Origin of the sequence: Streptomyces sp. NPDC087787 (assembly GCF_044743035.1) — a bacterium.
Classification (GTDB): Bacteria; Actinomycetota; Actinomycetes; order Streptomycetales; family Streptomycetaceae; genus Streptomyces.
On the sequence record NZ_JBIUVQ010000018.1, the window covers coordinates 81,298 to 100,821 of the forward strand.

Annotated in this window: 21 protein-coding genes; 11 read left to right on the forward strand and 10 right to left on the reverse strand. The window is 70.9% G+C overall.

All coding sequences use genetic code 11. The annotated features are described in order from the left end of the window. Window positions 1-4: 4 nt before the first annotated feature. On the reverse strand, window positions 5-943 hold the full coding sequence (locus ACIOWN_RS26690; protein WP_362349001.1) for an RNA polymerase sigma-70 factor: 939 nt from the start codon (window positions 941-943) through the stop codon (window positions 5-7). 187 nt (window positions 944-1,130) lie between these two features. Between ACIOWN_RS26690 and ACIOWN_RS26695 the strand changes: the two genes are divergently transcribed. Together ACIOWN_RS26695 and ACIOWN_RS26700 are read left to right on the forward strand one after the other, a co-directional pair. Further along, window positions 1,131-1,616, forward strand: coding sequence for a carboxymuconolactone decarboxylase family protein (locus ACIOWN_RS26695; protein WP_362349003.1), 486 nt, complete (start codon window positions 1,131-1,133; stop codon window positions 1,614-1,616). Window positions 1,617-1,948: 332 nt separating this feature from the next. Beyond that, window positions 1,949-3,439 (forward strand): multicopper oxidase domain-containing protein, encoded by a 1,491-nt coding sequence (locus ACIOWN_RS26700; protein WP_362349005.1) that lies wholly within the window; start codon window positions 1,949-1,951, stop codon window positions 3,437-3,439. 44 nt (window positions 3,440-3,483) lie between these two features. Here ACIOWN_RS26700 and ACIOWN_RS26705 read toward each other — a convergent pair whose 3' ends face one another. After that, a complete protein-coding gene (locus ACIOWN_RS26705) occupies window positions 3,484-4,041 on the reverse strand; it encodes a hypothetical protein (protein ID WP_362349007.1) in 558 nt (185 codons plus the stop codon). A gap of 207 nt (window positions 4,042-4,248) precedes the next feature. On the opposite strand from ACIOWN_RS26705, the gene ACIOWN_RS26710 reads away from it, so the two are divergent. Both ACIOWN_RS26710 and ACIOWN_RS26715 read left to right on the forward strand, forming a co-directional pair. Then, complete coding sequence (locus tag ACIOWN_RS26710) at window positions 4,249-4,719, forward strand: pyridoxamine 5'-phosphate oxidase family protein (protein WP_362349009.1); 471 nt, start codon at window positions 4,249-4,251, stop codon at window positions 4,717-4,719. A 232-nt stretch (window positions 4,720-4,951) separates the two neighbouring features. Then, complete coding sequence (locus tag ACIOWN_RS26715; RefSeq protein WP_362349011.1) at window positions 4,952-5,770, forward strand: isocitrate lyase/phosphoenolpyruvate mutase family protein; 819 nt, start codon at window positions 4,952-4,954, stop codon at window positions 5,768-5,770. A 140-nt stretch (window positions 5,771-5,910) separates the two neighbouring features. Here ACIOWN_RS26715 and ACIOWN_RS26720 read toward each other — a convergent pair whose 3' ends face one another. Beyond that, window positions 5,911-6,552 (reverse strand): superoxide dismutase, encoded by a 642-nt coding sequence (locus tag ACIOWN_RS26720; protein WP_362349012.1) that lies wholly within the window; start codon window positions 6,550-6,552, stop codon window positions 5,911-5,913. 304 nt (window positions 6,553-6,856) lie between these two features. Here ACIOWN_RS26720 and ACIOWN_RS26725 point away from each other — a divergent pair, with 304 nt between their 5' ends. Beyond that, entirely contained in the window at window positions 6,857-7,159 is a 303-nt protein-coding gene (locus ACIOWN_RS26725; protein WP_362349014.1) for a hypothetical protein, read from the forward strand. A 219-nt stretch (window positions 7,160-7,378) separates the two neighbouring features. On the opposite strand, the gene ACIOWN_RS26730 is transcribed toward ACIOWN_RS26725, so the two are convergent. Then, window positions 7,379-7,603 (reverse strand): YozE family protein, encoded by a 225-nt coding sequence (locus ACIOWN_RS26730; RefSeq protein WP_362349016.1) that lies wholly within the window; start codon window positions 7,601-7,603, stop codon window positions 7,379-7,381. A gap of 211 nt (window positions 7,604-7,814) precedes the next feature. Between ACIOWN_RS26730 and ACIOWN_RS26735 the strand changes: the two genes are divergently transcribed. Further along, a complete protein-coding gene (locus tag ACIOWN_RS26735) occupies window positions 7,815-8,879 on the forward strand; it encodes a Dyp-type peroxidase (protein ID WP_362349018.1) in 1,065 nt (354 codons plus the stop codon). 19 nt (window positions 8,880-8,898) lie between these two features. Beyond that, a complete protein-coding gene (locus ACIOWN_RS26740) occupies window positions 8,899-9,714 on the forward strand; it encodes a family 1 encapsulin nanocompartment shell protein (protein WP_362349019.1) in 816 nt (271 codons plus the stop codon). 50 nt (window positions 9,715-9,764) lie between these two features. Here the strand turns inward: ACIOWN_RS26740 and ACIOWN_RS26745 are convergent, their stop codons facing one another. After that, a complete protein-coding gene (locus tag ACIOWN_RS26745) occupies window positions 9,765-11,024 on the reverse strand; it encodes an MFS transporter (RefSeq protein WP_362349021.1) in 1,260 nt (419 codons plus the stop codon). 121 nt (window positions 11,025-11,145) lie between these two features. Beyond that, entirely contained in the window at window positions 11,146-11,658 is a 513-nt protein-coding gene (locus ACIOWN_RS26750; protein ID WP_362349023.1) for a GNAT family protein, read from the reverse strand. A 260-nt stretch (window positions 11,659-11,918) separates the two neighbouring features. Between ACIOWN_RS26750 and ACIOWN_RS26755 the strand changes: the two genes are divergently transcribed. Continuing rightward, the gene (locus ACIOWN_RS26755) at window positions 11,919-12,080 is read left to right on the forward strand and encodes a hypothetical protein (protein ID WP_398147195.1); all 162 of its coding nucleotides are present in this window, start codon (window positions 11,919-11,921) and stop codon (window positions 12,078-12,080) included. A gap of 83 nt (window positions 12,081-12,163) precedes the next feature. On the opposite strand, the gene ACIOWN_RS26760 is transcribed toward ACIOWN_RS26755, so the two are convergent. Beyond that, window positions 12,164-13,501: a dicarboxylate/amino acid:cation symporter gene (locus ACIOWN_RS26760; protein WP_401983531.1), complete on the reverse strand. Its 1,338-nt coding sequence runs from the start codon at window positions 13,499-13,501 to the stop codon at window positions 12,164-12,166. Window positions 13,502-14,205: 704 nt separating this feature from the next. Between ACIOWN_RS26760 and ACIOWN_RS26765 the strand changes: the two genes are divergently transcribed. Together ACIOWN_RS26765 and ACIOWN_RS26770 are read left to right on the forward strand one after the other, a co-directional pair. Beyond that, entirely contained in the window at window positions 14,206-14,718 is a 513-nt protein-coding gene (locus tag ACIOWN_RS26765; RefSeq protein ID WP_362349028.1) for a transglycosylase SLT domain-containing protein, read from the forward strand. 259 nt (window positions 14,719-14,977) lie between these two features. Next, window positions 14,978-16,234: a glycoside hydrolase family 3 N-terminal domain-containing protein gene (locus ACIOWN_RS26770; protein WP_362349030.1), complete on the forward strand. Its 1,257-nt coding sequence runs from the start codon at window positions 14,978-14,980 to the stop codon at window positions 16,232-16,234. 56 nt (window positions 16,235-16,290) lie between these two features. Here the strand turns inward: ACIOWN_RS26770 and ACIOWN_RS26775 are convergent, their stop codons facing one another. The 3 genes from ACIOWN_RS26775 to ACIOWN_RS26785 form a co-directional block, all read right to left on the reverse strand. After that, the gene (locus ACIOWN_RS26775) at window positions 16,291-16,422 is read right to left on the reverse strand and encodes a hypothetical protein (protein WP_362349032.1); all 132 of its coding nucleotides are present in this window, start codon (window positions 16,420-16,422) and stop codon (window positions 16,291-16,293) included. Between the two features lie 129 nt (window positions 16,423-16,551). Further along, complete coding sequence (locus ACIOWN_RS26780; RefSeq protein WP_401983534.1) at window positions 16,552-17,175, reverse strand: LysE family translocator; 624 nt, start codon at window positions 17,173-17,175, stop codon at window positions 16,552-16,554. A 65-nt stretch (window positions 17,176-17,240) separates the two neighbouring features. Further along, the gene (locus ACIOWN_RS26785; RefSeq protein ID WP_362349135.1) at window positions 17,241-18,320 is read right to left on the reverse strand and encodes a diaminopropionate ammonia-lyase; all 1,080 of its coding nucleotides are present in this window, start codon (window positions 18,318-18,320) and stop codon (window positions 17,241-17,243) included. 158 nt (window positions 18,321-18,478) lie between these two features. On the opposite strand from ACIOWN_RS26785, the gene ACIOWN_RS26790 reads away from it, so the two are divergent. Further along, window positions 18,479-19,447 (forward strand): LysR substrate-binding domain-containing protein, encoded by a 969-nt coding sequence (locus tag ACIOWN_RS26790; RefSeq protein WP_362349035.1) that lies wholly within the window; start codon window positions 18,479-18,481, stop codon window positions 19,445-19,447. Window positions 19,448-19,524 lie beyond the last annotated feature (77 nt).

The window sequence follows — 19,524 nt, forward strand, 5'->3', positions numbered from 1 at the left end:
GGGCTCAGCGGCGCAGGGTGGTCTCACGGTGCATGTGGGAGAGTTTCCCGGGGTTGCGTACGGCGTAGAGCCCGGTGATGAGGCCGTTGTCGACGCGCAGCGTCAGGACGGTGTCGATCTCGCCGTTGATCCGGAGAATCAGCGCCGGACAGGCGTTGACCTGCGCCGGCCGCAGCGACGCCTCGGTGATCCTGCCCAGTCCGGAGGCCAGCAGGCGGCCCACCTTGTCCGCCCCCACGATGGGCCGCGGCACGGCCTGCTTGACTCCCCCGCCGTCGCCGAGGAGGACGACGTCCGGCGCGAGGATGTCCAGCAGGCGCTGGAGATCGCCCGTTTCGACCGCCCGTTGGAACGCGTCGAGCGCGTCCCGCGTCTCGGCCGCGGAGACGACCCCGCGCGGACGGCGCGCCGCGACGTGCGACCGTGCCCGGTGGGCGATCTGGCGGACCGCGGCGGAGGTCTTGTCGACGGCGTCGGCGATCTCGTCGTACCCGAGGTCGAACACCTCGCGCAGCACGAACACCGCACGCTCGGTCGGCGTGAGCGTCTCCAGCACCAGCAGCATCGCCATCGAGACGCTGTCGGCCAGTTCGACGTCCTCGGCCACGTCGGGGGCGGTCAGCAACGGCTCGGGCAGCCAGGAACCGACGTAGGACTCCCGCCTGCGGCCGAGTGCGCGCAGCCGGCTCAGCGCCTGGCGCGTGGTGATCCTGACGAGGTACGCGCGCCGGTCGCGCACCGTGCCGAGATCGACACCGGACCACCGCAGCCAGGTCTCCTGAAGGACGTCCTCCGCGTCGGCGGCGGAGCCGAGCATCTCGTAGGCGACGGTGAACAGCAGGTTGCGGTGGGCGACGAACGCCTCGGTGGCGGGGTCCGTGCGTCCGCCGTCGGTGAGCCGGCCGGCCGTGTCCCCTGTGCACTCACTGCGCTCGCTCTTCACCGGTTTCTCCCGCCTGTCCGTTCTCGACGATGCCACGCACACAGGACGCCGGCCGCCGCGGCCTTGTGACACCGATGAGTGGTGGCGCACGTCACACCGCCGCTGCGTCACGGGGAGCGGGTGGCCGGCATCTCGTGTTCGTCCAGCGCAACGCGACGAGTGACGAGCAACGAGTGAGGACGACATCATGAGCACCCGGTTCAACCTGTTCGACAACGAGATCGCCGCCAAGTTCGCCAAGCGGTTCGCGGGCGCCGGCCTGGTGGTCCAGCAGTCACCCCTGCCGCGGTCCACGCAGGAGCTGGTGTCGCTGCGCGCCAGCCAGATCAACGGCTGCGGCTGGTGCATCGACATGCACACCAAGGAGGCAGCGGCCGCCGGTGAGACCGCCGTACGGCTCAGCCTGGTGGCCGCCTGGCGCGAGTCCACCGTGTTCACCGAGGCCGAGCAGGCCGCCCTGGCGCTCGCCGAAGAGGGCACCCGGCTCGCCGACGCCCACCAGGGCGTGTCCGACGAGACCTGGGCCCAGGTGCGCAAGCACTACGACGACGACCAGATCGCCGCACTGGTCGCCCTGGTCGCGCTGATCAACGCGGCCAACCGGCTCGCCGTGATCGTGCACCAGCAGGGCGGTTCCTACGAGCCCGGCATGTTCGCCGCCGCGTTCGACTGAGCCGCGTCCGCTGCCGGGTCCGGCCGGGATCAGTCGATCGCGGCCGGGCCCGCTCCGCGGCGGGAAGCGATGCACGGTCGGCGCCGCCGGCAGGTCATCGCCCGACAGGTGCCGGTTCGGTGGCTGGACGGCCTCGGCGGGCAGGGCGTCCCGTTCGTCGGCGGCCTGGACGGTGTGCCGCGGAGTTCTCGTCGGCCTCGCCGGGCTGCCGCCCGCGGCAGGACGGCGCCGCCCTCGGTGAACTCCGGCGCGGAGGCGGACACTGGTCGGAAAGGGGGAGATTTCGGGCCCGTTGCTCGCTTGCTCGGGCCCTGCCCAGGAAGGAGCAGACCGTGCAGATCACCCGTCGCGACGTCCTCAAGCTCGGCGGCCTGGCTCTGCTGGCCGGGGGCGCGGCAAAGCCGGCTCCTGCCGCCGCCTCCGCGGCCTCGGCGGCACCGTCCGCCACGCCCGTCGCCCCGGGCAGGGCGGATTACACGGTGCGGATCGCCACCGGGCTCGTCGAGCTCGCGCCGGACACGATCGTGTCCACGACGACGTACAACGGGCAGTTCCCCGGTCCGCTGCTGCGGTTCACCGAAGGCCGCCCGGTCGTGGTCGACGTCCACAACGACACCGGCGCACCCGAACTGCTTCACTGGCACGGCCAGCGGATTCCCGCCGAAGTGGACGGGGCCGCGGAGGAGGGCACCCCGTACATCCCGGCGCACGGAACGCGCCGTCTGTCGTTCACGCCCGGACCGGCCGGCTTCCGCTTCTACCACACCCATGTGGCAGCGCATGACGACCTGAACCTGGGTACCTACACCGGTCAGGCGGGCCCGGTCCTCATCGAGCCCGCGGCCGGCCCCGGCGCCTACGACCAGGAGGTCGTCCTGGTGCTGAAGGAGTTCGGGCCCTCCTTCAGCCAGGGCGGGGACATGGCCCAGAACTTTCTGGCCGGCTCCGAGGTGCCGGCCCTGAAGCGCCGCGGTGAGAAGGCGATGGCCGCCTCACTGGCCCGCGGCATGCCGCACGGCTATGAGGTCGGCTACACCGCGTTCAGTGTCAACGGCCGCAAGCTGGGCCACGGCTCACCGGTCAGGGTCAAGTCCGGGCAGCGCGTGCTGTTCCACGTGCTCAACGCGAGTGCCACCGAGATCCGCAGCCTGGCCCTGCCCGGCCACACCTTCAAAGTGGTCGCCCTCGACGGCAATCCGGTGCCTCACCCCGCCGATGTGCCGGTGCTGTGGATCGGCACCGCCGAACGTGTCTCGGCGCTGGTGGAGATGAACCATCCGGGCGTGTGGGTACTGGGGGATCTGGCCGACGACGACCGGAAGAACGGCCTGGGCACCGTGGTGGAGTACGCCGGCCGCGGCGGTTCCCCTCAGTGGACCGCACCGCCCAAGTCCAAGTGGGACTACCGTTCCTTCGCCGTCGCGGGCGGCACCGCCCAACGGCCCGACCGTACCTTCGACATGCTGGTGGAGAAACGCAACGCCGCCGACAAGGGCTTCAACATCTGGACCCTCAACGGCGTGCCCTTCTCCATGGACACCGACAAGCCGGTGCAGGACATCGACCGCGGCGGCCGCTACCGGATGCGGTTCCGCAACGCCACCGACGACATCCACCCCCTCCATCTGCACCGCCATACCTTCGAAGTCACCCACATCGCCGGCACCCCGACCCACGGTCTGCACAAGGACGTCGTCATGCTCGGCGGCTACCAGACCGTCGACTTCGACTTCACCGCCGACCAGCCGGGCCTGTCCCTGTTCCACTGCCACCAGCAACTCCACATGGACTACGGCTTCATGACCCTGCTCCACTGCACCTGACCGCAGCCGGGACGACGGGCCAGGTCGAGCAGGGCCGTCAACGCCTACACACGCGGATGCAACAACGGCTTTACGACCACTGGGCAGGAGTTCCACAGTTCCACCCCGGCCGTGAGCAGCTCCAACACCGCGCGTAGCTCGTCGGGAGTCCATGCGGTGCACTCGCCTCCGAACAGCTTCTCGTAGGCGTTGTTGTGGACCGCGCCCTGCTGGGGCAGCCGCTGGGCCTCACCGAGTCCTCGAGCGAGATCCTCGAAGAAGTTCCACGCGTCCAGCACCGCACCCGCGGGGATACGCCGGCGTTTCGGCGCCTTCAGCCAATGCTGGACACGGACGAGTCCCAGCGTCTCGCTCCCGGAAGCGGCCAGCCGTCGCCCCCTCCGGCTCACATACAGCCGCGCCTGCCGATCAGTCACGAACACCGGCACCCGACGGTGATCAGTCGCCGGCAACGTCAGGACCCGGTCAGGGTCGTCCCCCCTGCCACCGATCCACAGAACCACCCCACTACGGCCGAGCCCCCGCACCCGATACGTATAGAGACGCCCACCCTCACCACGTCGTCCTGCCGCGAACACATCTGCCATCTCGATCTCAGCCACGCCCTCACACTGGCACGACCCGCGAGAACCGTCGCGGTATTTCCCCACGGCGCCCGGCGTCACCGGTACTGCTCGGCTTGGCCCTCAGGCCAAGCAGGCAACGGCAGTTGGCCGTCGCCAAGCCGGCGGCTGAAGGGTTCATCGGTCGCCGGGAGTAGGTCTTTCGCCTCATGTGCGCTTCGAGCCTGCTGGCTAAGGTCGGCGCTCATGCGGACCACGGGGATTGTTCGCCGCCAGGCGGCGGAGCGTAGGCGCGACACTCTGGAACGGCTCGTTACCGAGCGGGATGTATGGGTGTCGACAGCGCATCCTGATCACGGGCCGCACCAGGTGCCGCTGTGGTTCTTGTGGGATGGGCGAGCGGTGTGGATGTGCACCAGTGCCGCTTCCGCAACGGCGCGGAACGTCCGCGAGGAGCCGCGTGTGCGGCTGGCGCTGCCGGACACTTTCGATGTGGTGCTTCTCCAGGGTGCGGCGGAGTGCTTCCTGGATCAGGATGCGCCCGGAGACGCGGCGGAGGCGTTCGCCGCCAAGTTCGGATGGGACCCGCGCGCTGAGGAGGGTTCCTTCTTGTATGTGCGCGTGGTGCCGGAGAGTGTGCGCGCCTGGCGCGGCGTGCCGGAACTACGCGGCAGGGTCATCATGCGCGACGGGACGTGGCTGGAACAGCGGCCGTGAGTGAATATGCTGCGTCCATGCCACATGTGCCCGTTACGTACACCGATTCACTGGGCGACAGTGGAGTCCTCGAATCCGTCCTCGCGCTTCTTCGCACACGCGTCGGGCAGGACAGGCGGCTGACCGGGCTGTCGCGGCTGGGTTCGATCCGGGGACTCCGAAACGGGCCCGGATCGGCGTCGATGTCGGTTTTTCGCCGGAGGATGCGCGGCGGGCGTGTTTGACTCCGGACATGACCTCCACGCAGCCGGCCAAGGCACGGCTCTTCCGTTCCCTGCACACGTCCACCGCGCCCCTCGCGCTCGCCAATGCCTGGGACGTGGCGAGCGCCCGGGTCGTCGAGTCCGCGGGGGCCTCCGCGATCGCCACCACGAGTGCGGGCGTCGCCTGGTCGTTGGGGTCGCCGGACGGTGACGCGCTCGGCCGCGATCAGGCGCTGGGGTTGATCTCCCGCGTCGCCGCCGCAGTCGCGGTTCCGGTCACCGCCGACATCGAGGGCGGGTACGGGCAGGACGCGGCCGAGGTCGCCGAGACCGTCACGGGGGTGCTCGCGGCGGGCGCCGTCGGCGTCAACATCGAGGACGGCACCCGGGCCCCGGCGGAGCTGGCGACGCGGCTGGCCGCCGCCCGGCGGGCCGCTGAGCGCGCGGGCGTGGAGTTGTTCCTCAACGCCCGTGTCGACACGTATCTGTTGGGACTCGGGGACCCGGACACCCGGCTCGAGGAGACCCTGGCCCGGGCACACCGGTACGTGGATGCCGGCGCGGACGGCATCTTCGTTCCCGGGGTCACCGACAAGACCACGATCGCGGCGCTGGCCGAGGGCGTCTCCGTACCGCTGAACGTCATGGCGGGCCCCGGCGCCCTGAGCGTCGCCGAGCTGGGCACCCTCGGCGTGGCCCGCGTCAGTCTCGGCCCGCGTGTGGCGGAGGCCGCCTACGCCGCCGCCCGCCGTGCCGCGCGGGAGCTCTTCGACACCGGCGGCTACGAATCCCTGTCCGGCGACCTCACCTACCCGGAACTCAACACGCTTCTCTCCGAGACCGGTTGACTCGGACTTCGGGACACTGGCCGGTCGAGGTCAGCGGAAGTGCTCCCCCGGGCAGTGTGCCAGGGGGAGCACTTCGCTGTGCGCCTGCCGGTGAAGGGTGAGAAGACGATCACGAGCAGGACATTCGCGGGACCACGTCGTCACGGCGCGAGCAGCAGGCTGTCGCCGCGCTCCTTGGCGGCGGCGTAACGCCTCGCCACGTTCTGCCAGTTGACGACCTGCCACATCGCCTCGATGAAATCCACCTTCTGGTTCTTGTACTGGAGGTAGAAGGCGTGCTCCCAGGCGTCGAAGACGAGGATCGGGGTGGAGCCCTGGCCGACGTTGCCCTGGTGGTCGTAGACCTGCTCCACGACCAGGCGGCCGCTCAGCGGCTCGTACGCCAGCACGCCCCAGCCCGAACCCTGGGTCGTGGCCGCGGCCTTGGACAGCTGCGCCTTGAAGCCCGCGAAGGAGCCGAACGACTCGGCGACGGCGTCGGCCAGCTCCCCCACGCCGTCCTTCTCCAGCGGCTCGCCGCCCCCGTCGCCGGTCATGTTCTGCCAGTAGATGCTGTGCAGGATGTGCCCGGAGAGGTGGAAGGCCAGGTTCTTCTCCAGGCCGTTGATCGAGCCCCACGACTCCTTGTCCCGCGCCTCGGCCAGCTGCTCCAGCGTGTCGTTGGCGCCCTTGACGTAGGCCGCGTGGTGCTTGTCGTGGTGCAGCTCGATGATCTCGGGGCTGATGACCGGGGCGAGCGCCGCGTAGTCGTACGGGAGCTCCGGGAGCCTGTAGACCGCCATGTCCAACATCATCCTTCGCCTTATCGCGCATGAGTTGCAAGTACACAGTATCAGCAACAACGTTGGATCACCGAGCTGTCGGACGCCGTGCCCGGCAGCCCGTCCCGTCGGCGCCGTGCCGGTCACGCCCGCTTCGGCTGCCCCCGCGGACCCCCTCCCGGCGAGGCCGAGCGCACACTCGCAGCTCACACGGCATTCCCCTCGGATGATTACAAATCGACTTATATTGACTTCGTGACGCACGGCCCGCGACAGCACCGCCCGCGAGCCGCCGGACGACATCCCCTCCCCCCAGGAGCAGCGCATGAGCACCGCCGCCGCACACCGCACCCACGACGACCACACCCACAGCCACGGCGAGGGCTGCGGCCACGTCGCCGTCCCGCACGGCGACCACGTCGACTACGCGCACGACGGGCACCTCCACAAGCTCCACGACGGCCATGTCGACGAGTGCGTGACCACCGGCCACACCACTCACGCCCATCACGACCACCAGCACGGCGAGGGCTGCGGACATGTGGCCGTGCCCCACGAGGACCACGTCGACTACGTGCACGACGGACATCGTCACGCACCCCACGAGGGGCACTGGGACGACCACTGACCCAGACGGAAGCCCCCGAGCGACCCGAGGCCGGCACCCCCGAAGATGCCGGCCTCGACCCTGCCCTGCAGGCCGGCGACGTACTGGGCACCCGGCTGTTCGACCTGGAACGGCGCTCCAAGGGTTCTTCACACTGGCCGGCCGCCGGCAGGTGACGGGGCTGTGGTCACAGGCCGGGTCCGTCGCGGCGCGCGTCTGAGGGGCGCCGGTCCGCTGTCCTCAGTGCAAGTGGTGCAGGTGCTCGAACTCGCTCCAGGCCCGGGACAGGGTGTCGATCACATCCGGGGCGGCGCCACGACTCTCCAGGTACTCCCGGTAGGTCTCGATCGTGGCCGTCACGGGCCATTGGGGGTCGTTCGCGACGGAACGGGCGAGGGATCCCAGGCGGTTCAGCTCGTCGGTGTGGCTCGTGAGCCACCGCGTGAAGTCGTCTGTGTCGTTCATGGCATGTCTTCTCACAGAAGGAACGCCTGGTCCTGACCTGGCCGCCCTCCCCTCGGGCTGCCCTTTCTCCAGGCTCCCACGGGCGCGCGGCAAGTCAAACCGGTCGCCGGGTGGTCCGGACCTGGGCGGCCAAGACGCGGTGGCGGGTGCCGAGTCCGGGCCATACGGTGAACAGGTGCCCGCCCGTGACCGTCAGGAAGGGGCGTGCTCCGTGTACGCAGACTCCCGGGCCCCGCAATCCCAGCCGGTGCTGTCCCCGCTGACGAGCGCGGCGATCTTCCTGGTCCTGACCATCGACCGGGGTGGCGAGCCGGTCGTACGGGACACGTTGTCCGAGCTGAACGGGCTGCAAAAGGCCGTCGGGTTCCGGGCGACGCCGGAGGGGAAGCTGAGCGTGGTCGTGGGCATCGGCTCGGAGGCCTGGGACCGGCTGTTCGCGGGCCCGCGTCCCGCGGAGCTGCATCGGTTCCGCGAGCTGGCCGGGGCGCGGCACCGGGCGGTCTCCACCCCCGGCGACCTGCTGTTCCACATCCGCGCGGCCCGCCCGGACCTCTGTTTCGCGCTGGCCTCCGAGATCATGGAACGGATTCGCGGCGTCGTCACCGTGCAAGACGAGGTGCATGGATTCAAGTACTTGGACGTGCGGGACCTGCTCGGTTTCGTGGACGGCACGGAGAACCCGACGGGCCGGGCGGCGCACACGGCGGTCCTGATCGGCGACGAGGACCCTGAGTTCGCCGGGGGCAGCTACGTGGCCGTGCAGAAGTACGTGCACGATCTGGAGGCGTGGAACGCCCTGCCGGTGGAGGCGCAGGAGATGGTGATCGGGCGCAGGAAGCTGTCCGACGTCGAACTGGACGACGCGGTCAAGCCCGCCGACTCGCACGTGGCGATGACCACGATCGAGGACCCGGACGGGACGAAGCACGAGATCCTGCGCGACAACATGCCCTTCGGGACCGTGGGTCAGGGCGAGTTCGGCACGTACTTCATCGGCTACGCCCGTACTCCGGCCGTGGTCGAGCGGATGCTGGAGCGCATGTTCCTGGGCGCACCGCCCGCCACCCACGACCGGATCCTGGACTTCTCCACCGCGGTGACCGGATCGTTGTTCGCCGTGCCCACCAGTGACTTCCTCGACGACCTCCCCGACGCGCCGGCCGAGCGTGCGAGCGAGGAGGGCGGCGAACGCGCCGAGGAGGCCGAGCCCGTGCCGGCGGCGGTCCGGACGCCGCCCGCGGACGGCTCGCTGGGGATCGGCGATCTGAGGATGTGACAGGAGGCGAGCATCCGCGATGGACAATCTGCACCGCGAACTGGCACCCATCTCCGCCGCCGCGTGGGCCGATCTGGAGGAGGAGGCCCGGCGTACGTTCAAGCGGCACGTCGCGGCCCGCCGCGTCGTCGACGTGCCCGAGCCGGGCGGCCCGGAGTCGGCCGGTGTGGGGACCGGGCACCTGCGGACCGTGGCGGCTCCGGCCGAAGGGGTCGAGGCGCGTGTACGCCGGTTCCAGCCGCTGGTCGAGCTGCGGGTGCCGTTCACCGTGGACCGGCAGCAGGTCGACGACGTCGCACGCGGAGCCAAGGACGCGGACTGGCAGCCGGTCAAGGACGCCGCGCGGCAGATCGCCTTCGCCGAGGACCGCGCCGTGTTCGAGGGCTACCCGTCCGCGGACATCGCCGGTCTGCGGGAGAGTTCGTCCAACTCCGCCGTGACCCTGCCGGCCGAGACACGCCGGTTCCCGGACGTCGTCAGCAAGGCCCTGACCGAGCTGCGGCTCGCCGGGGTCGGCGGCCCGTACGCACTGGCGCTGAGCGCCGCGGCGTACACCGCGGTCAGCGAGACGTCCGACTACGGCTACCCGATCATCGAACACATCGGCCGGGTGCTGGACGGCGACATCGTCTGGGCGCCCGCCATCGACGGGGCGTTCCTGCTGTCGACACGAGGCGGGGACTTCGAACTGTGCCTCGGCCAGGACCTGTCCATCGGTTACCTGTCGCACGACGACACCAGCATCCGTCTGTACTTCCAGGAGACGCTGACCTTCCTCGTACACACCGGCGAAGCCGTCGTGCCCGCACAGGAGTCGACGTCCTCGTCCGGCTGACCCACGGCGGCCGCGGCTGCCCGACGACCGTGAGCGGTTCGCCGCCCCTTTCATCGGCTGTGGGCGGTGACGGCGATGGCCGGCAGGACGGCGAGGGCGAGGACACCCGCGGTCAGGGCGAGGACGGGATAGCCGGCGAGGTCCACGACGATGCCGGAGGCCAGTCCCCCGGTGGCGCCCGCGACGGCGATGGAGACGTCCACCATGCCCTGGGTCTTGGCGCGGGTGGCCAGGGGCACCGTGTCGGTGATGATCGCGGTGCCGGAGACGAGTCCGAGGTTCCAGCCCAGGCCGAGCAGCGCCAGGGCGAGTGCCAGCAGGGCGACGGAGTCGCCGGGGGCGAGGGCCGCGACCAGGCCCGCGACGAGGAGGGTGACCCCGGAAGCGGCGGCGATCGCGAGCCGGCCGTAGCGGTCGACGAGGCGGCCGGTCAGCGGCGAGGGCAGGTACATCGCGCCGACGTGGATGGCGATGACCAGGCCGGAGGCGGCGGTGCCGTGGCCGTGGTCGTGCAGGTGGACCGGCGTCATGGTCATCACGGCGACCATGACGAGCTGGGTGACGACCATGACCAGGGCTCCGAGCACCACGCCGCCGCGCGGCCTCTCCGGCACCCCTTCGACGGCCGGGCCGGCCTGCGCGGGCTGCGCTGCGGGGCTCTGCTCGGCTTCGGCGAGGCTGCGGGCCAGCAGGAGGGGGTCGGGGCGCAGCCGGAGCGCGAGGACGCAGGCGGCCGCCGCGTACGCGGCCCCGGACAGAAGGAAGGGGCCGGCCAGGCGGGGGATGCCGAGGAAGACGGCGAGGTCGCCGGTGGGGGCGGCCAGGTTGGGGCCGACGACGCCGCCGAGGGTGGTGGCGACCAGGACGGTGGACACGGCGCGGGCGCGGTGCGTGGGGGCGGCGAGGTCGGCGCCGGCGTAGCGGGCCTGGAGGTTGGTGGCGGTGCCGGCACCGTAGACGAACAACGCGGTGAACAGCAGGACGGGGCTGCCGAGGGCCGCGGCGGCGAGGACGCCGGCGCTGCCGACCGCGCCGGTGAGGTATCCGGCGGCCAGGCCCGGACGGCGGCCCCGGGCCTGGGACAGCCGGCCGACGGCTATCGCGGCGAACGCGCTGCCCGCGGTGAACAGGGCGCTGGGCAGTCCGGCCAGACCCGTGGTGCCGAGCATGTCCTGGGCCAGCAGGGCCCCGACGGTGATGCCCGCCGCGAGCCCTGCCCCGCTGAGGATCTGGGAGGCGACCAGGACTCTCAGGACGCGGCGCTGCACGGGACCGGCGGCGAGGGCGGACGATGCCGCGGTGCTCGGCACGGGGTGGGGCTCCTTCCGGCGTCTTACGAGAACCGCGACCACACTATTCCATACATTCATGGATTAACGCAGGTGCGCCCCGTCGCCGTCCGCCGCGCCATGATCTGCCGCGGCACCGTCCTCAGCGCGCCAGTTCGTCGGCCAGGAGGTCCATCAGGAGACCGTCGTGCCAGGTGCCGTCGGCGCCGCGCTCGTACCGCCGCATGACGCCGACCGGCCGGAAGCCGACCTTGGTGTAGCAGCGGATCGCGGCGGCGTTGTCGGCTGCCGGGTCGATGACCAGGCGGTGGTGGCCGTGGGCGTCGACGAGATGGCGGGCCAGGGTCCGTACCGCGTCGGCGCCCAGGCCTCTGCCGTGCACCGCGGGATCGAGGAAGATGTCGATGCCGGCGTGCCGGTAGTCCGGCTCCTCCTCGGCGTGCCACTGGATCATGCCGACTGGCCGCTGCCGGTGGTAGATGGTCAGGCACCGGACGCCGGGGTCCTCCAGATCGGCGGCGATGTCCGCCGCGAGGTCGTCCCCGCCCCTCCAGCGTGCGCGTACTTCCGGTGTGGCCCGGATCCCGGCCAGGGCGGGGATGTCCTCACGGACCGTGGGACGGAGGAGGACGAACGCGCCGCGCAACTCGGTCATGACCGGGAACTTTACGGGAGTCGGCGATGCACGGCGTGTTCTTGTTTCCACAGCGGCCCAAGGCCGGGATTCAGGCGGAAAGCCGTGTTCGCGGGCGCGAGTTCGCCCGTGATCGAGATGCGGGCTGCGGGGGGCGGTGCCAAGAATCGAACTGAGAGGCAGTGACGCCGACTACAGAAAGGCTGTCGATCATGCGAAGCAGGATGATGCGCGCTCTGACCGCCAGCGTCGCCGCGGGCATGCTCGCCAGTGGAGCAGCCGTGGCATCTGCAGGAACCGCCCTCGCGGCACCGGCCAGCACCAAGGTGACCAGCGGTCACCACGCGGCCGTGCCGGACCCCACCAAGATGCCGCACAAGAAGTGCCCGAAGGGTGAGCACCTCAAGAAGGTCAACGGCAAGTGGGGCTGCCACAAGAAGTAACCGCCCCAGGAAACGCACCTCCGCCCTGCCGGCCGACTGCCGGCAGGGCGGAGGATGTTGTGGCCCCCCGAGGGGAGTGACCGTCAGGCGGAAACCGGGGCCGCCTGCTTCGGGTCGTCGTAGAGGCTCTCCACGCGGTCGGCCGGGGAGCCCGAGGCGCTGTCGTACTTCGCGTGGTCCAGGATCTTCTCACGGGCGGAGACGAGCACCGGGACGAGTGCCTGACCGGCGACGTTGGTCGCCGTGCGCATCATGTCCAGGATCGGGTCGATGGCGAGCAGCAGACCCACACCCTCCATCGGCAGGCCGAGGGTGGACAGCGTGAGCGTCAGCATGACGGTCGCGCCCGTCAGACCGGCGGTGGCCGCCGAACCGAAGACCGAGACGAAGGCGATGAGCAGGTACTCCTTGACGCCGAGCTGCACATCGAAGATCTGCGCCACGAAAATCGCGGAGATGGCCGGGTAGATGGCCGCGCAGCCGTCCATCTTGGTCGTCGCGCCGAACGGCACGGCGAAAGAGGCGTAGTCCTTCGGGACGCCGAGGCGGATCGCCGACTGCTGGGTGACCGGCATGGTGCCGACCGAGGAGCGGGAGACGAACGCCAGCTGGATGGCGGGCCAGGCGCCCTTGAAGAACTGGATCGGGTTCAGCTTCCCGACGACGGCGAGCAGCAGCGGGTAGACGCCGAACAGGACCAGGGCGCAGCCGATGTAGATGTCGGCGGTGAAGGTCGCGTAGTTGCCGAGCAGGTCCCAGCCGTACTGCACGATGGCGCGGCCGATGAGGCCCGCGGAACCGATCGGGGCGAGCAGGATCACCCACCACAGGGCCTTCTGGAGCAGTTCCAGGATGGACTCGGAGAGCGTGAGGACCGGCTGGGCCTTCTCGCCGATCTTGAGGATCGCGATACCGGCGACGACCGCCATGAAGACGATCTGAAGCACGTTCAGTTCGGTGAACGGCGTGATGACGTCGGTCGGGATGATGCCGGTGAGGAAGTCGAGCCAGCTGCCGGCGTGGTCCGGCCTGCCGCCGTCGGCCGGGGTGAGGGCGGAACCGGAGCCCGGGTTGGAGACCAGCCCGATGACGAGACCGATGACGACCGCGATCAACGAGGTGATCATGAACCAGAGGAGGGTCCGGCCGGCCAGGCGGGCCGCGTTGTTGACCTTCCGCAGGTTGGTGATCGACACCAGGATCGCGAAGAAGACCAGCGGCGCCACGGCCAGCTTCAGGAGCTGCACGAAGATGCCGCCCACCTTGTCGAGGGTGGTGGCGAGCCAGGACACGTCGAAGGTACGGGCGACGAAGCCGAGGATCAGGCCGACGGCGAGGCCGATGAGGACTTGGGCCCAGAAGGGGACGGGTATCCGGAAGCCGGAGTTCGCGGGCTTCGGATCGGTGGTGTTCGCGGACACGGACACACTCCAGTAGGGACGCGCGGAAAGGTGATTACGAGCGGGGGGTTACAGGAGCGGCGCCCAGAAGATGGGTCAACAGCGCCGCCGCATAGGTGAGTTCGCGGTCAGGCGCGACAAGCCGCGGACATGCAGCGGCAGAGATCGACATGCAGGCGAGCCACGAGCGGTACGCCCATGACGGCGCGGCAGACGCCGTAAGGGGCGTCTGCGCGGTCCGCGGCTGCTGTCTTCACGGCGAAACGTTAACACTTCCGCTTTGAGAACCCCAAAGCACCCCTTTGAGTCGAGGGGGGCCTTTTCCCGCCTCGCGGGGACCCCCTCCACTCACGAGGCCCCCCTTGTCCGCTTTGGGGCTTTTTTCGGCCCCGAGAGGGCCTGATGATGTGATGCCACCCATAGGAGCCAGATCACGTCCTAACGCCGGTCGTAGCGGGTGGATGGCCATAAGCAGCGAGGAATGCCCCACGGTGGAATATTTCGGGCATTTACTACGCAGTCGGGTAGTACGTCACATGATTGCGCACCGACCGCTCGGCGGCTAACCATTGCTGTCGTTGCTCCGAGCCACGAGACGGACGACCCGGCGAACTCCGCCGGCTCCGCCCGCTCAGGTCTGTGCAGCACGGGGCACCGCCCCAGCGCCACCGCAAACGATTGCGGCCGGCACCTGACGACACACCCCACTGGAGAGTTACTTCCGCATGGCCACGACCACTCGCACCGCCCGCTTCGCCCGTCTGCGCACCCTCACCGTCACCGGCATCGCCACGACCGGCGCCGCTGCCGCCGCCCTGACCCTGATGCCGTCGCCCGCACAGGCTGCCGAAGCGACCCAGGCGCGCCCCGCCTCCGTGGTCGCGGCCCACTCCGCCGAATCCGGCAAGTCCGGCTACAGCAACAACCTCGACGGCTGGATCCGGCAGTCCCTGGCCATCATGAAGGCCAAGGGCATCCCCGGCAGCTACGAGGGCCTGCACCGCAACATCATGCGCGAGTCCGGGGGCAACCCCAACGCCCAGAACAACTGGGACGTCAACGCCCGCAAGGGCACCCCGTCCAAGGGTCTCCTCCAGGTCATCTCCCCGACCTTCAACGCCTACCACGTCGCCGGCACGGCCCACAGCCTCACCGACCCGGTGGCCAACATCACCGCCGCGGCCAACTACGCGGCCCACCGCTACGGTTCCATCGACAAGGTCAACTCCGCGTACTGATACCGCCCACGCGGTACCGATCCAGCGCACACACGCACGCGCACGACGGGCCGGTGCCGGCAGCGACAACCGCTGCCGGCACCGGCCCGTTCCGCCGTTGGGGGCGCCCGCACCCTGCGTAATCATCGAAGGGGCGGACAAATGCCCAATAAAGTACCGTGTGATGGTCGTGACGGGCACGGCTCGCCACGAGGAAACAGCCGCGAGACAGGCGGCTGTGGGGAGGCCCCCGCACCCGTACAGGCCAGGAGACGAACCCATGACATCACGTGTCCGGCAGATCAGGAGCCGCCGTTCCACAGCCCTGCGCTGCGCGGCACCGTTGGTCACCCTGGCGCTGGCCGCCACCGGCTGCGGTGCGTCGGTCACGCCCGGGCGAATAGGCGACTCGCCCCGGTCCCCCGCCACCACCGCGGCCGACCCGCCCCCCGCCACCGCGAGCACCCCCTCGCCGACCGGGGCCGCCACCTGCACCGACCGCTACTTCTCCGGTATGACCACCGCTCAGCGGGTCGGACAGCTGTTCATGGGCGGGATCTCCGCGGCCCATCCCGACCAGGCGCAGTTGCGCACCCTGCGCGACCACCACGTGGGCGCCATCATGCTGACCGGCCGCAGCAACGCCGGAGTGACCGCGACCAGGAAGACGGTCGACGGCTTCCGGGGCCAGGCGGACCAGGTCGGCGGCCGCCGGGTCGGTCTGCTGGTCGCCACCGACCAGGAGGGCGGCCAGGTGCAGGTGCTCAACGGCCCCGGTTTCTCGGCCATGCCCAACGGCCTGACCCAGGGCAGTTGGCCGGCCTCGACACTGCGCAGCCAGGCCGCCGGCTGGGCCAGGCAGCTGAGGGCGGCGGGGGTCAACCTGAACCTGGCGCCGATCGCCGACGTGGTGCCGGCCGGTCTGGGCACCCGCAACATGCCCATCGGGTCCTTCCGGCGGGAGTACGGCCACACTCCGCAGACCGTGACGTCCCACTCCGGCGCCTTCGCCGCCGGCTTCGCGCAGTCGGGCGTGCTGACCACGCTCAAGCACTTCCCCGGGCTGGGCCAGGTGATCGGCAACACCGACGTCACCGCCAACGTCGTGGACTCGGTGACGACCGCGAACAGCGCCGGCCTCGAACCCTTCCGGGCCGGGATACGGGCCGGCTCCCCCTTCGTGATGGTGTCGTCGGCCACGTACACCAAGATCGACCCCAGGCATCTGGCGGCCTTCTCACCAACGGTGATCAGTGACTTGCTGCGCGGCCGGCTCGGCTTCAAGGGCGTGGTCATCTCGGACGACATCGGCAACGCGGTCGCGGTGCGGTCCTTCACCCCCGCCCAGCGGGCCGTGAACTTCATCGCGGCGGGCGGAAACATGATCCTCACGGTGCGGCCGAGCACCGTACCCGCGATGACGCAGGCCGTCGAGGCCCGGATGCGGCAGGACGCCTCTTTCCGGGCCAAGGTCGACGACAGCGTGCGCCGGATCCTGGCCGCCAAGCAGTCCGCGGGACTGCTCGACTGCCACTGAGGCCCTGCCCGCGCTCGGACGCGCAGGTCAGACGCTCCGAGTGCGCCTGAGGCTCGTCAAGCGGCGGCCGCCATCGGGTGGCCGCCGCGGGCGAAGGCGTTCCAGAGCTGGACGAGCAGGCGGATGACGAGCGCCTCGATCACGGCGGTCGCCACTTGCGTGAGGAGCGAGGTCAATATGTGGGGCACGGGGGTGCCGCCCTTCTTGCGTGTGTTCGGGTCACTTGCCTTTGTCCGCTGCCGCGACGTCACGCGGACCGACCTCAGGTGACCGTGGGGTTAACTTTCGGTTTCGCCGGGATCCGGTGACAGGCCGGGTCAGTCGGCCGAGGCCGCCACCACGACAGCGAGACCGATCAGTACGACGCCCGTGGTCCGTCCGAGCACGCGGCGCAACCCCGGCCTTCCGAGGACGTCTCCGGCGCTGTGAAGCAGCAGGGCGTAACCGCCCAGCCAGATGACCGTCAGGGTGGCGTGGAGGAGGACCAGCAGCGTCATGGCCCAGGCGGCGGGGATTTGGGGCGGGGCGAGGCCGGGGAGCAGTCCGGAGTAGAAGACGGCGATCTTCGGGTTGAGGGCGTTGCTGACCAGGCCGGTCCGCCAGGCGCTTCCGGCGGCGGGCGAGCCGCTGTCCGTGCGGGCGGGATCCGCGGCGCCGCGGCGGTTCTGCCACAGCGCCTGCCCGCCCAGCAGGACCAGGTAGCCGGCGCCGAGGAGCTTGACGACCAGGTACGCCGTGGGCGAGGCGGCGAGCAGGGCCGCGAGTCCGGCCACGCTCAGCGCGCCCCACAGCAGCAGCCCGGTCACGATCCCGCCCACGGTGCGCAGCGCGTCCCCGGTGCCGGCCACGAGGGCGCGCCGGGTGACCACCGCCATGTCCGGGCCGGGCACGACGGTCAGCAGGCCGAGGACGAGGGACGCGGCCGCGAGGTGGGTCAGCACGCGGCCGCCCTCCTCCTCGGCCTTTCGGGGGTGGTCAACGCGGGGGTCCTTCCGGTGTGGCGCGTTCAGTGGTCGATGACGGAGTGCGGGTTCGCGTCGCGGCCCTCGGTGCTCAGCAGCACGACCACCGAGGTCCCGTCGAGCCCCAGGGCCGTACGGCGCTCCTCGCCGCCCACGCCGGCCAGCACCGCGCGGAGACCGGCGAGCGCGGCGGCCCCGCAGGGGCCCGAGGAGACCCCGAGGGCGGCGAGGCGGGCGGCCGCGTGGGCGCTGTCGGCGTCGGGGACGGCGACAGCGGCGTCCAGGCCGCCGTGCAGGTAGGGCCAGGCGATGCTGGAGGGGGTTCCGCAGTTCAGCCCCGCCATGGTGGTGTCGCCGCCGGCGACGGTGACGGGTTCGCCGCGGGTGAGGCTTTCCAGGACGCAGGCGGCGGACCGCGGCTCCACCGACAGCAGCGCGGGAGCGTGCCCCGAGGGGCGGCTGCGGTAGTGGGTGACCACGGCCTGGGCCAGGGAGCCGACGCCCACCGGTATGGAGACGAGGTCGGGGCCCTCGGCGGCCCCCGCGGCCGCCAGTTGCTCGTCGATCTCCGCGCAGAGGGTCGAGTAGCCCTCGACGATCCACCCCGGGATCCGTTCGTAGCCCGGCCAGGCGGTGTCCTGGACCAGCACCGAGTCCGGCGCGGCGGCCGCCTCGGCGGCCCGGCGCACGGCCTCGTCGTAGGGGCCCGGAACCTCGGTCACCTCCGCCGCCTCGGCGGCGATGGCCGCCACGGCCCGCGGATGCACTCCGCGCGGTACGAAGACGTGGGCGTGCTGCCCGAGCAGGCGTGCCGTGCGGGCCACCGCCCGGCCGTGGTTGCCGTCGGTGGCGGTCACCAGCACGACCGGTCCCGGCCCGGCGCCGCTCGCGGCCCGCTCGGCGAGGGTCCGGTGGACCGCCCAGGACGCGCCCAGGGCCTTGAAGGCGGGCAGCCCCAGCCGGCACGACTCGTCCTTGACGAAGACCCGGCCGGCGCCCAACTCGTCGGCGAGCGATGGTAGTTCGGTCAGTGGGGTGGGTGCGTAGCCGGGCAGCGCGGCATGGAAGCCCCGCACTCCGGCGGGTGCGGGGCCGCACCGCCAGGCGCGGGCACGGGGGCGCATGGACCACGACGGGGTACGGCGGCGGAAGGCGTTGTCGGACACACGACCAGGGTCCGACGGCCTCCTACGATCGGTCCAGCGAATGTTTTCGACCTATACTCGTCGGAGAAACCGATGATTCAGGGCGTCGCTCCGTGACGGCGAGGGGAGGCCCGACGATGTTCGATCTGCACCGGCTGCGGTTGCTGCGCGAACTGAAGCACCGCGGCACTCTGGCCGCCGTCGCCGCCGCCCTGTCCTACGCGCCCTCCTCCGTGTCCCAGCAGCTCTCGCAACTGGAGGCCGAGGTCGGCGTCCCGCTGCTGGAGCCGGCCGGGCGGCGGGTTCGGCTGACCGAGCAGGCCGAGATCCTCGTCGCCCACACCGAGGCGGTCCTCGAACGTCTGGAGCGCGCCGAGGCGGACATCGCCACCTCGTTGTCCGATCTGACCGGCACCCTGCGCGTCGCCTCGTTCCAGACGGCCGCCCTGGCCCTGGTCCCCACCGCGCTCGGCCTGTTGCGCGACCGGCACCCGCAACTGCGCGTCCACATCACGCACATGGAACCCGAGAAGGCTCTGCCCGCCCTGCTGGCCCGTGACTTCGACCTGGTCCTCGCCGAGGAGTACCCCGGCAACCCCAACCCGCGGCCCTCCGAACTCGAACAGGAGGACCTGCTCGACGACCCCCTGCGCCTCGCCCTGCCCCACCTGGCCGACGGCCAGGACACCGACGGTCCGATGGCGGCGCTGCGCTCACTGGACGGGCACGCCTGGGTGATGGAACCCGAGGGCACGGCCGCACGGCACTGGGCCATGACCCTGTGCCGCAACGCCGGATTCGAACCCGACGTACGCTTCGAGACCACCGACCTGCTGCTCCACCTCCGTCTCGTCGAGCAGCAGCACGCCGCGGCCTTCCTCCCCGACCTGGTCTGGGACGGGCACTCCCCCACGGTCACCCTGCGGCAGCTCCCCCGCGGTCAGCGCGCACGCCGCATCTCCACCGTGGTCCGCCGCGGCGGCAGCCGCCATCCCGCCGTCCTCGCCTGCCGCGACGCCCTCCTCCACGCGGTCACCCTCCGCTCCGGCCGGGCGGAGGGCGGCACACCGCGCACTCATTTCGAGAGGGGCTCGGCGAAGCCGTAGACGTCTTCTGAGGGGCCACGCCCCACCGAACGCCCGCCCGGCGGGGCACGCAACCCAGGCGTGCCCCGCGTTGACCC

Coding starts and splice junctions, on each gene's coding strand:
- ACIOWN_RS26730 (WP_362349016.1), bottom strand. CDS start 7,603: ATGAACGACACAGACGACTTCACGCGGTGGCTCACGAGCCACACCGAC.
- ACIOWN_RS26770 (WP_362349030.1), top strand. CDS start 14,978: ATGACATCACGTGTCCGGCAGATCAGGAGCCGCCGTTCCACAGCCCTG.
- ACIOWN_RS26710 (WP_362349009.1), top strand. CDS start 4,249: ATGCGGACCACGGGGATTGTTCGCCGCCAGGCGGCGGAGCGTAGGCGC.
- ACIOWN_RS26785 (WP_362349135.1), bottom strand. CDS start 18,320: ATGCGCCCCCGTGCCCGCGCCTGGCGGTGCGGCCCCGCACCCGCCGGA.
- ACIOWN_RS26715 (WP_362349011.1), top strand. CDS start 4,952: ATGACCTCCACGCAGCCGGCCAAGGCACGGCTCTTCCGTTCCCTGCAC.
- ACIOWN_RS26740 (WP_362349019.1), top strand. CDS start 8,899: ATGGACAATCTGCACCGCGAACTGGCACCCATCTCCGCCGCCGCGTGG.
- ACIOWN_RS26720 (WP_362349012.1), bottom strand. CDS start 6,552: ATGGCGGTCTACAGGCTCCCGGAGCTCCCGTACGACTACGCGGCGCTC.
- ACIOWN_RS26750 (WP_362349023.1), bottom strand. CDS start 11,658: ATGACCGAGTTGCGCGGCGCGTTCGTCCTCCTCCGTCCCACGGTCCGT.
- ACIOWN_RS26695 (WP_362349003.1), top strand. CDS start 1,131: ATGAGCACCCGGTTCAACCTGTTCGACAACGAGATCGCCGCCAAGTTC.
- ACIOWN_RS26725 (WP_362349014.1), top strand. CDS start 6,857: ATGAGCACCGCCGCCGCACACCGCACCCACGACGACCACACCCACAGC.
- ACIOWN_RS26790 (WP_362349035.1), top strand. CDS start 18,479: ATGTTCGATCTGCACCGGCTGCGGTTGCTGCGCGAACTGAAGCACCGC.
- ACIOWN_RS26765 (WP_362349028.1), top strand. CDS start 14,206: ATGGCCACGACCACTCGCACCGCCCGCTTCGCCCGTCTGCGCACCCTC.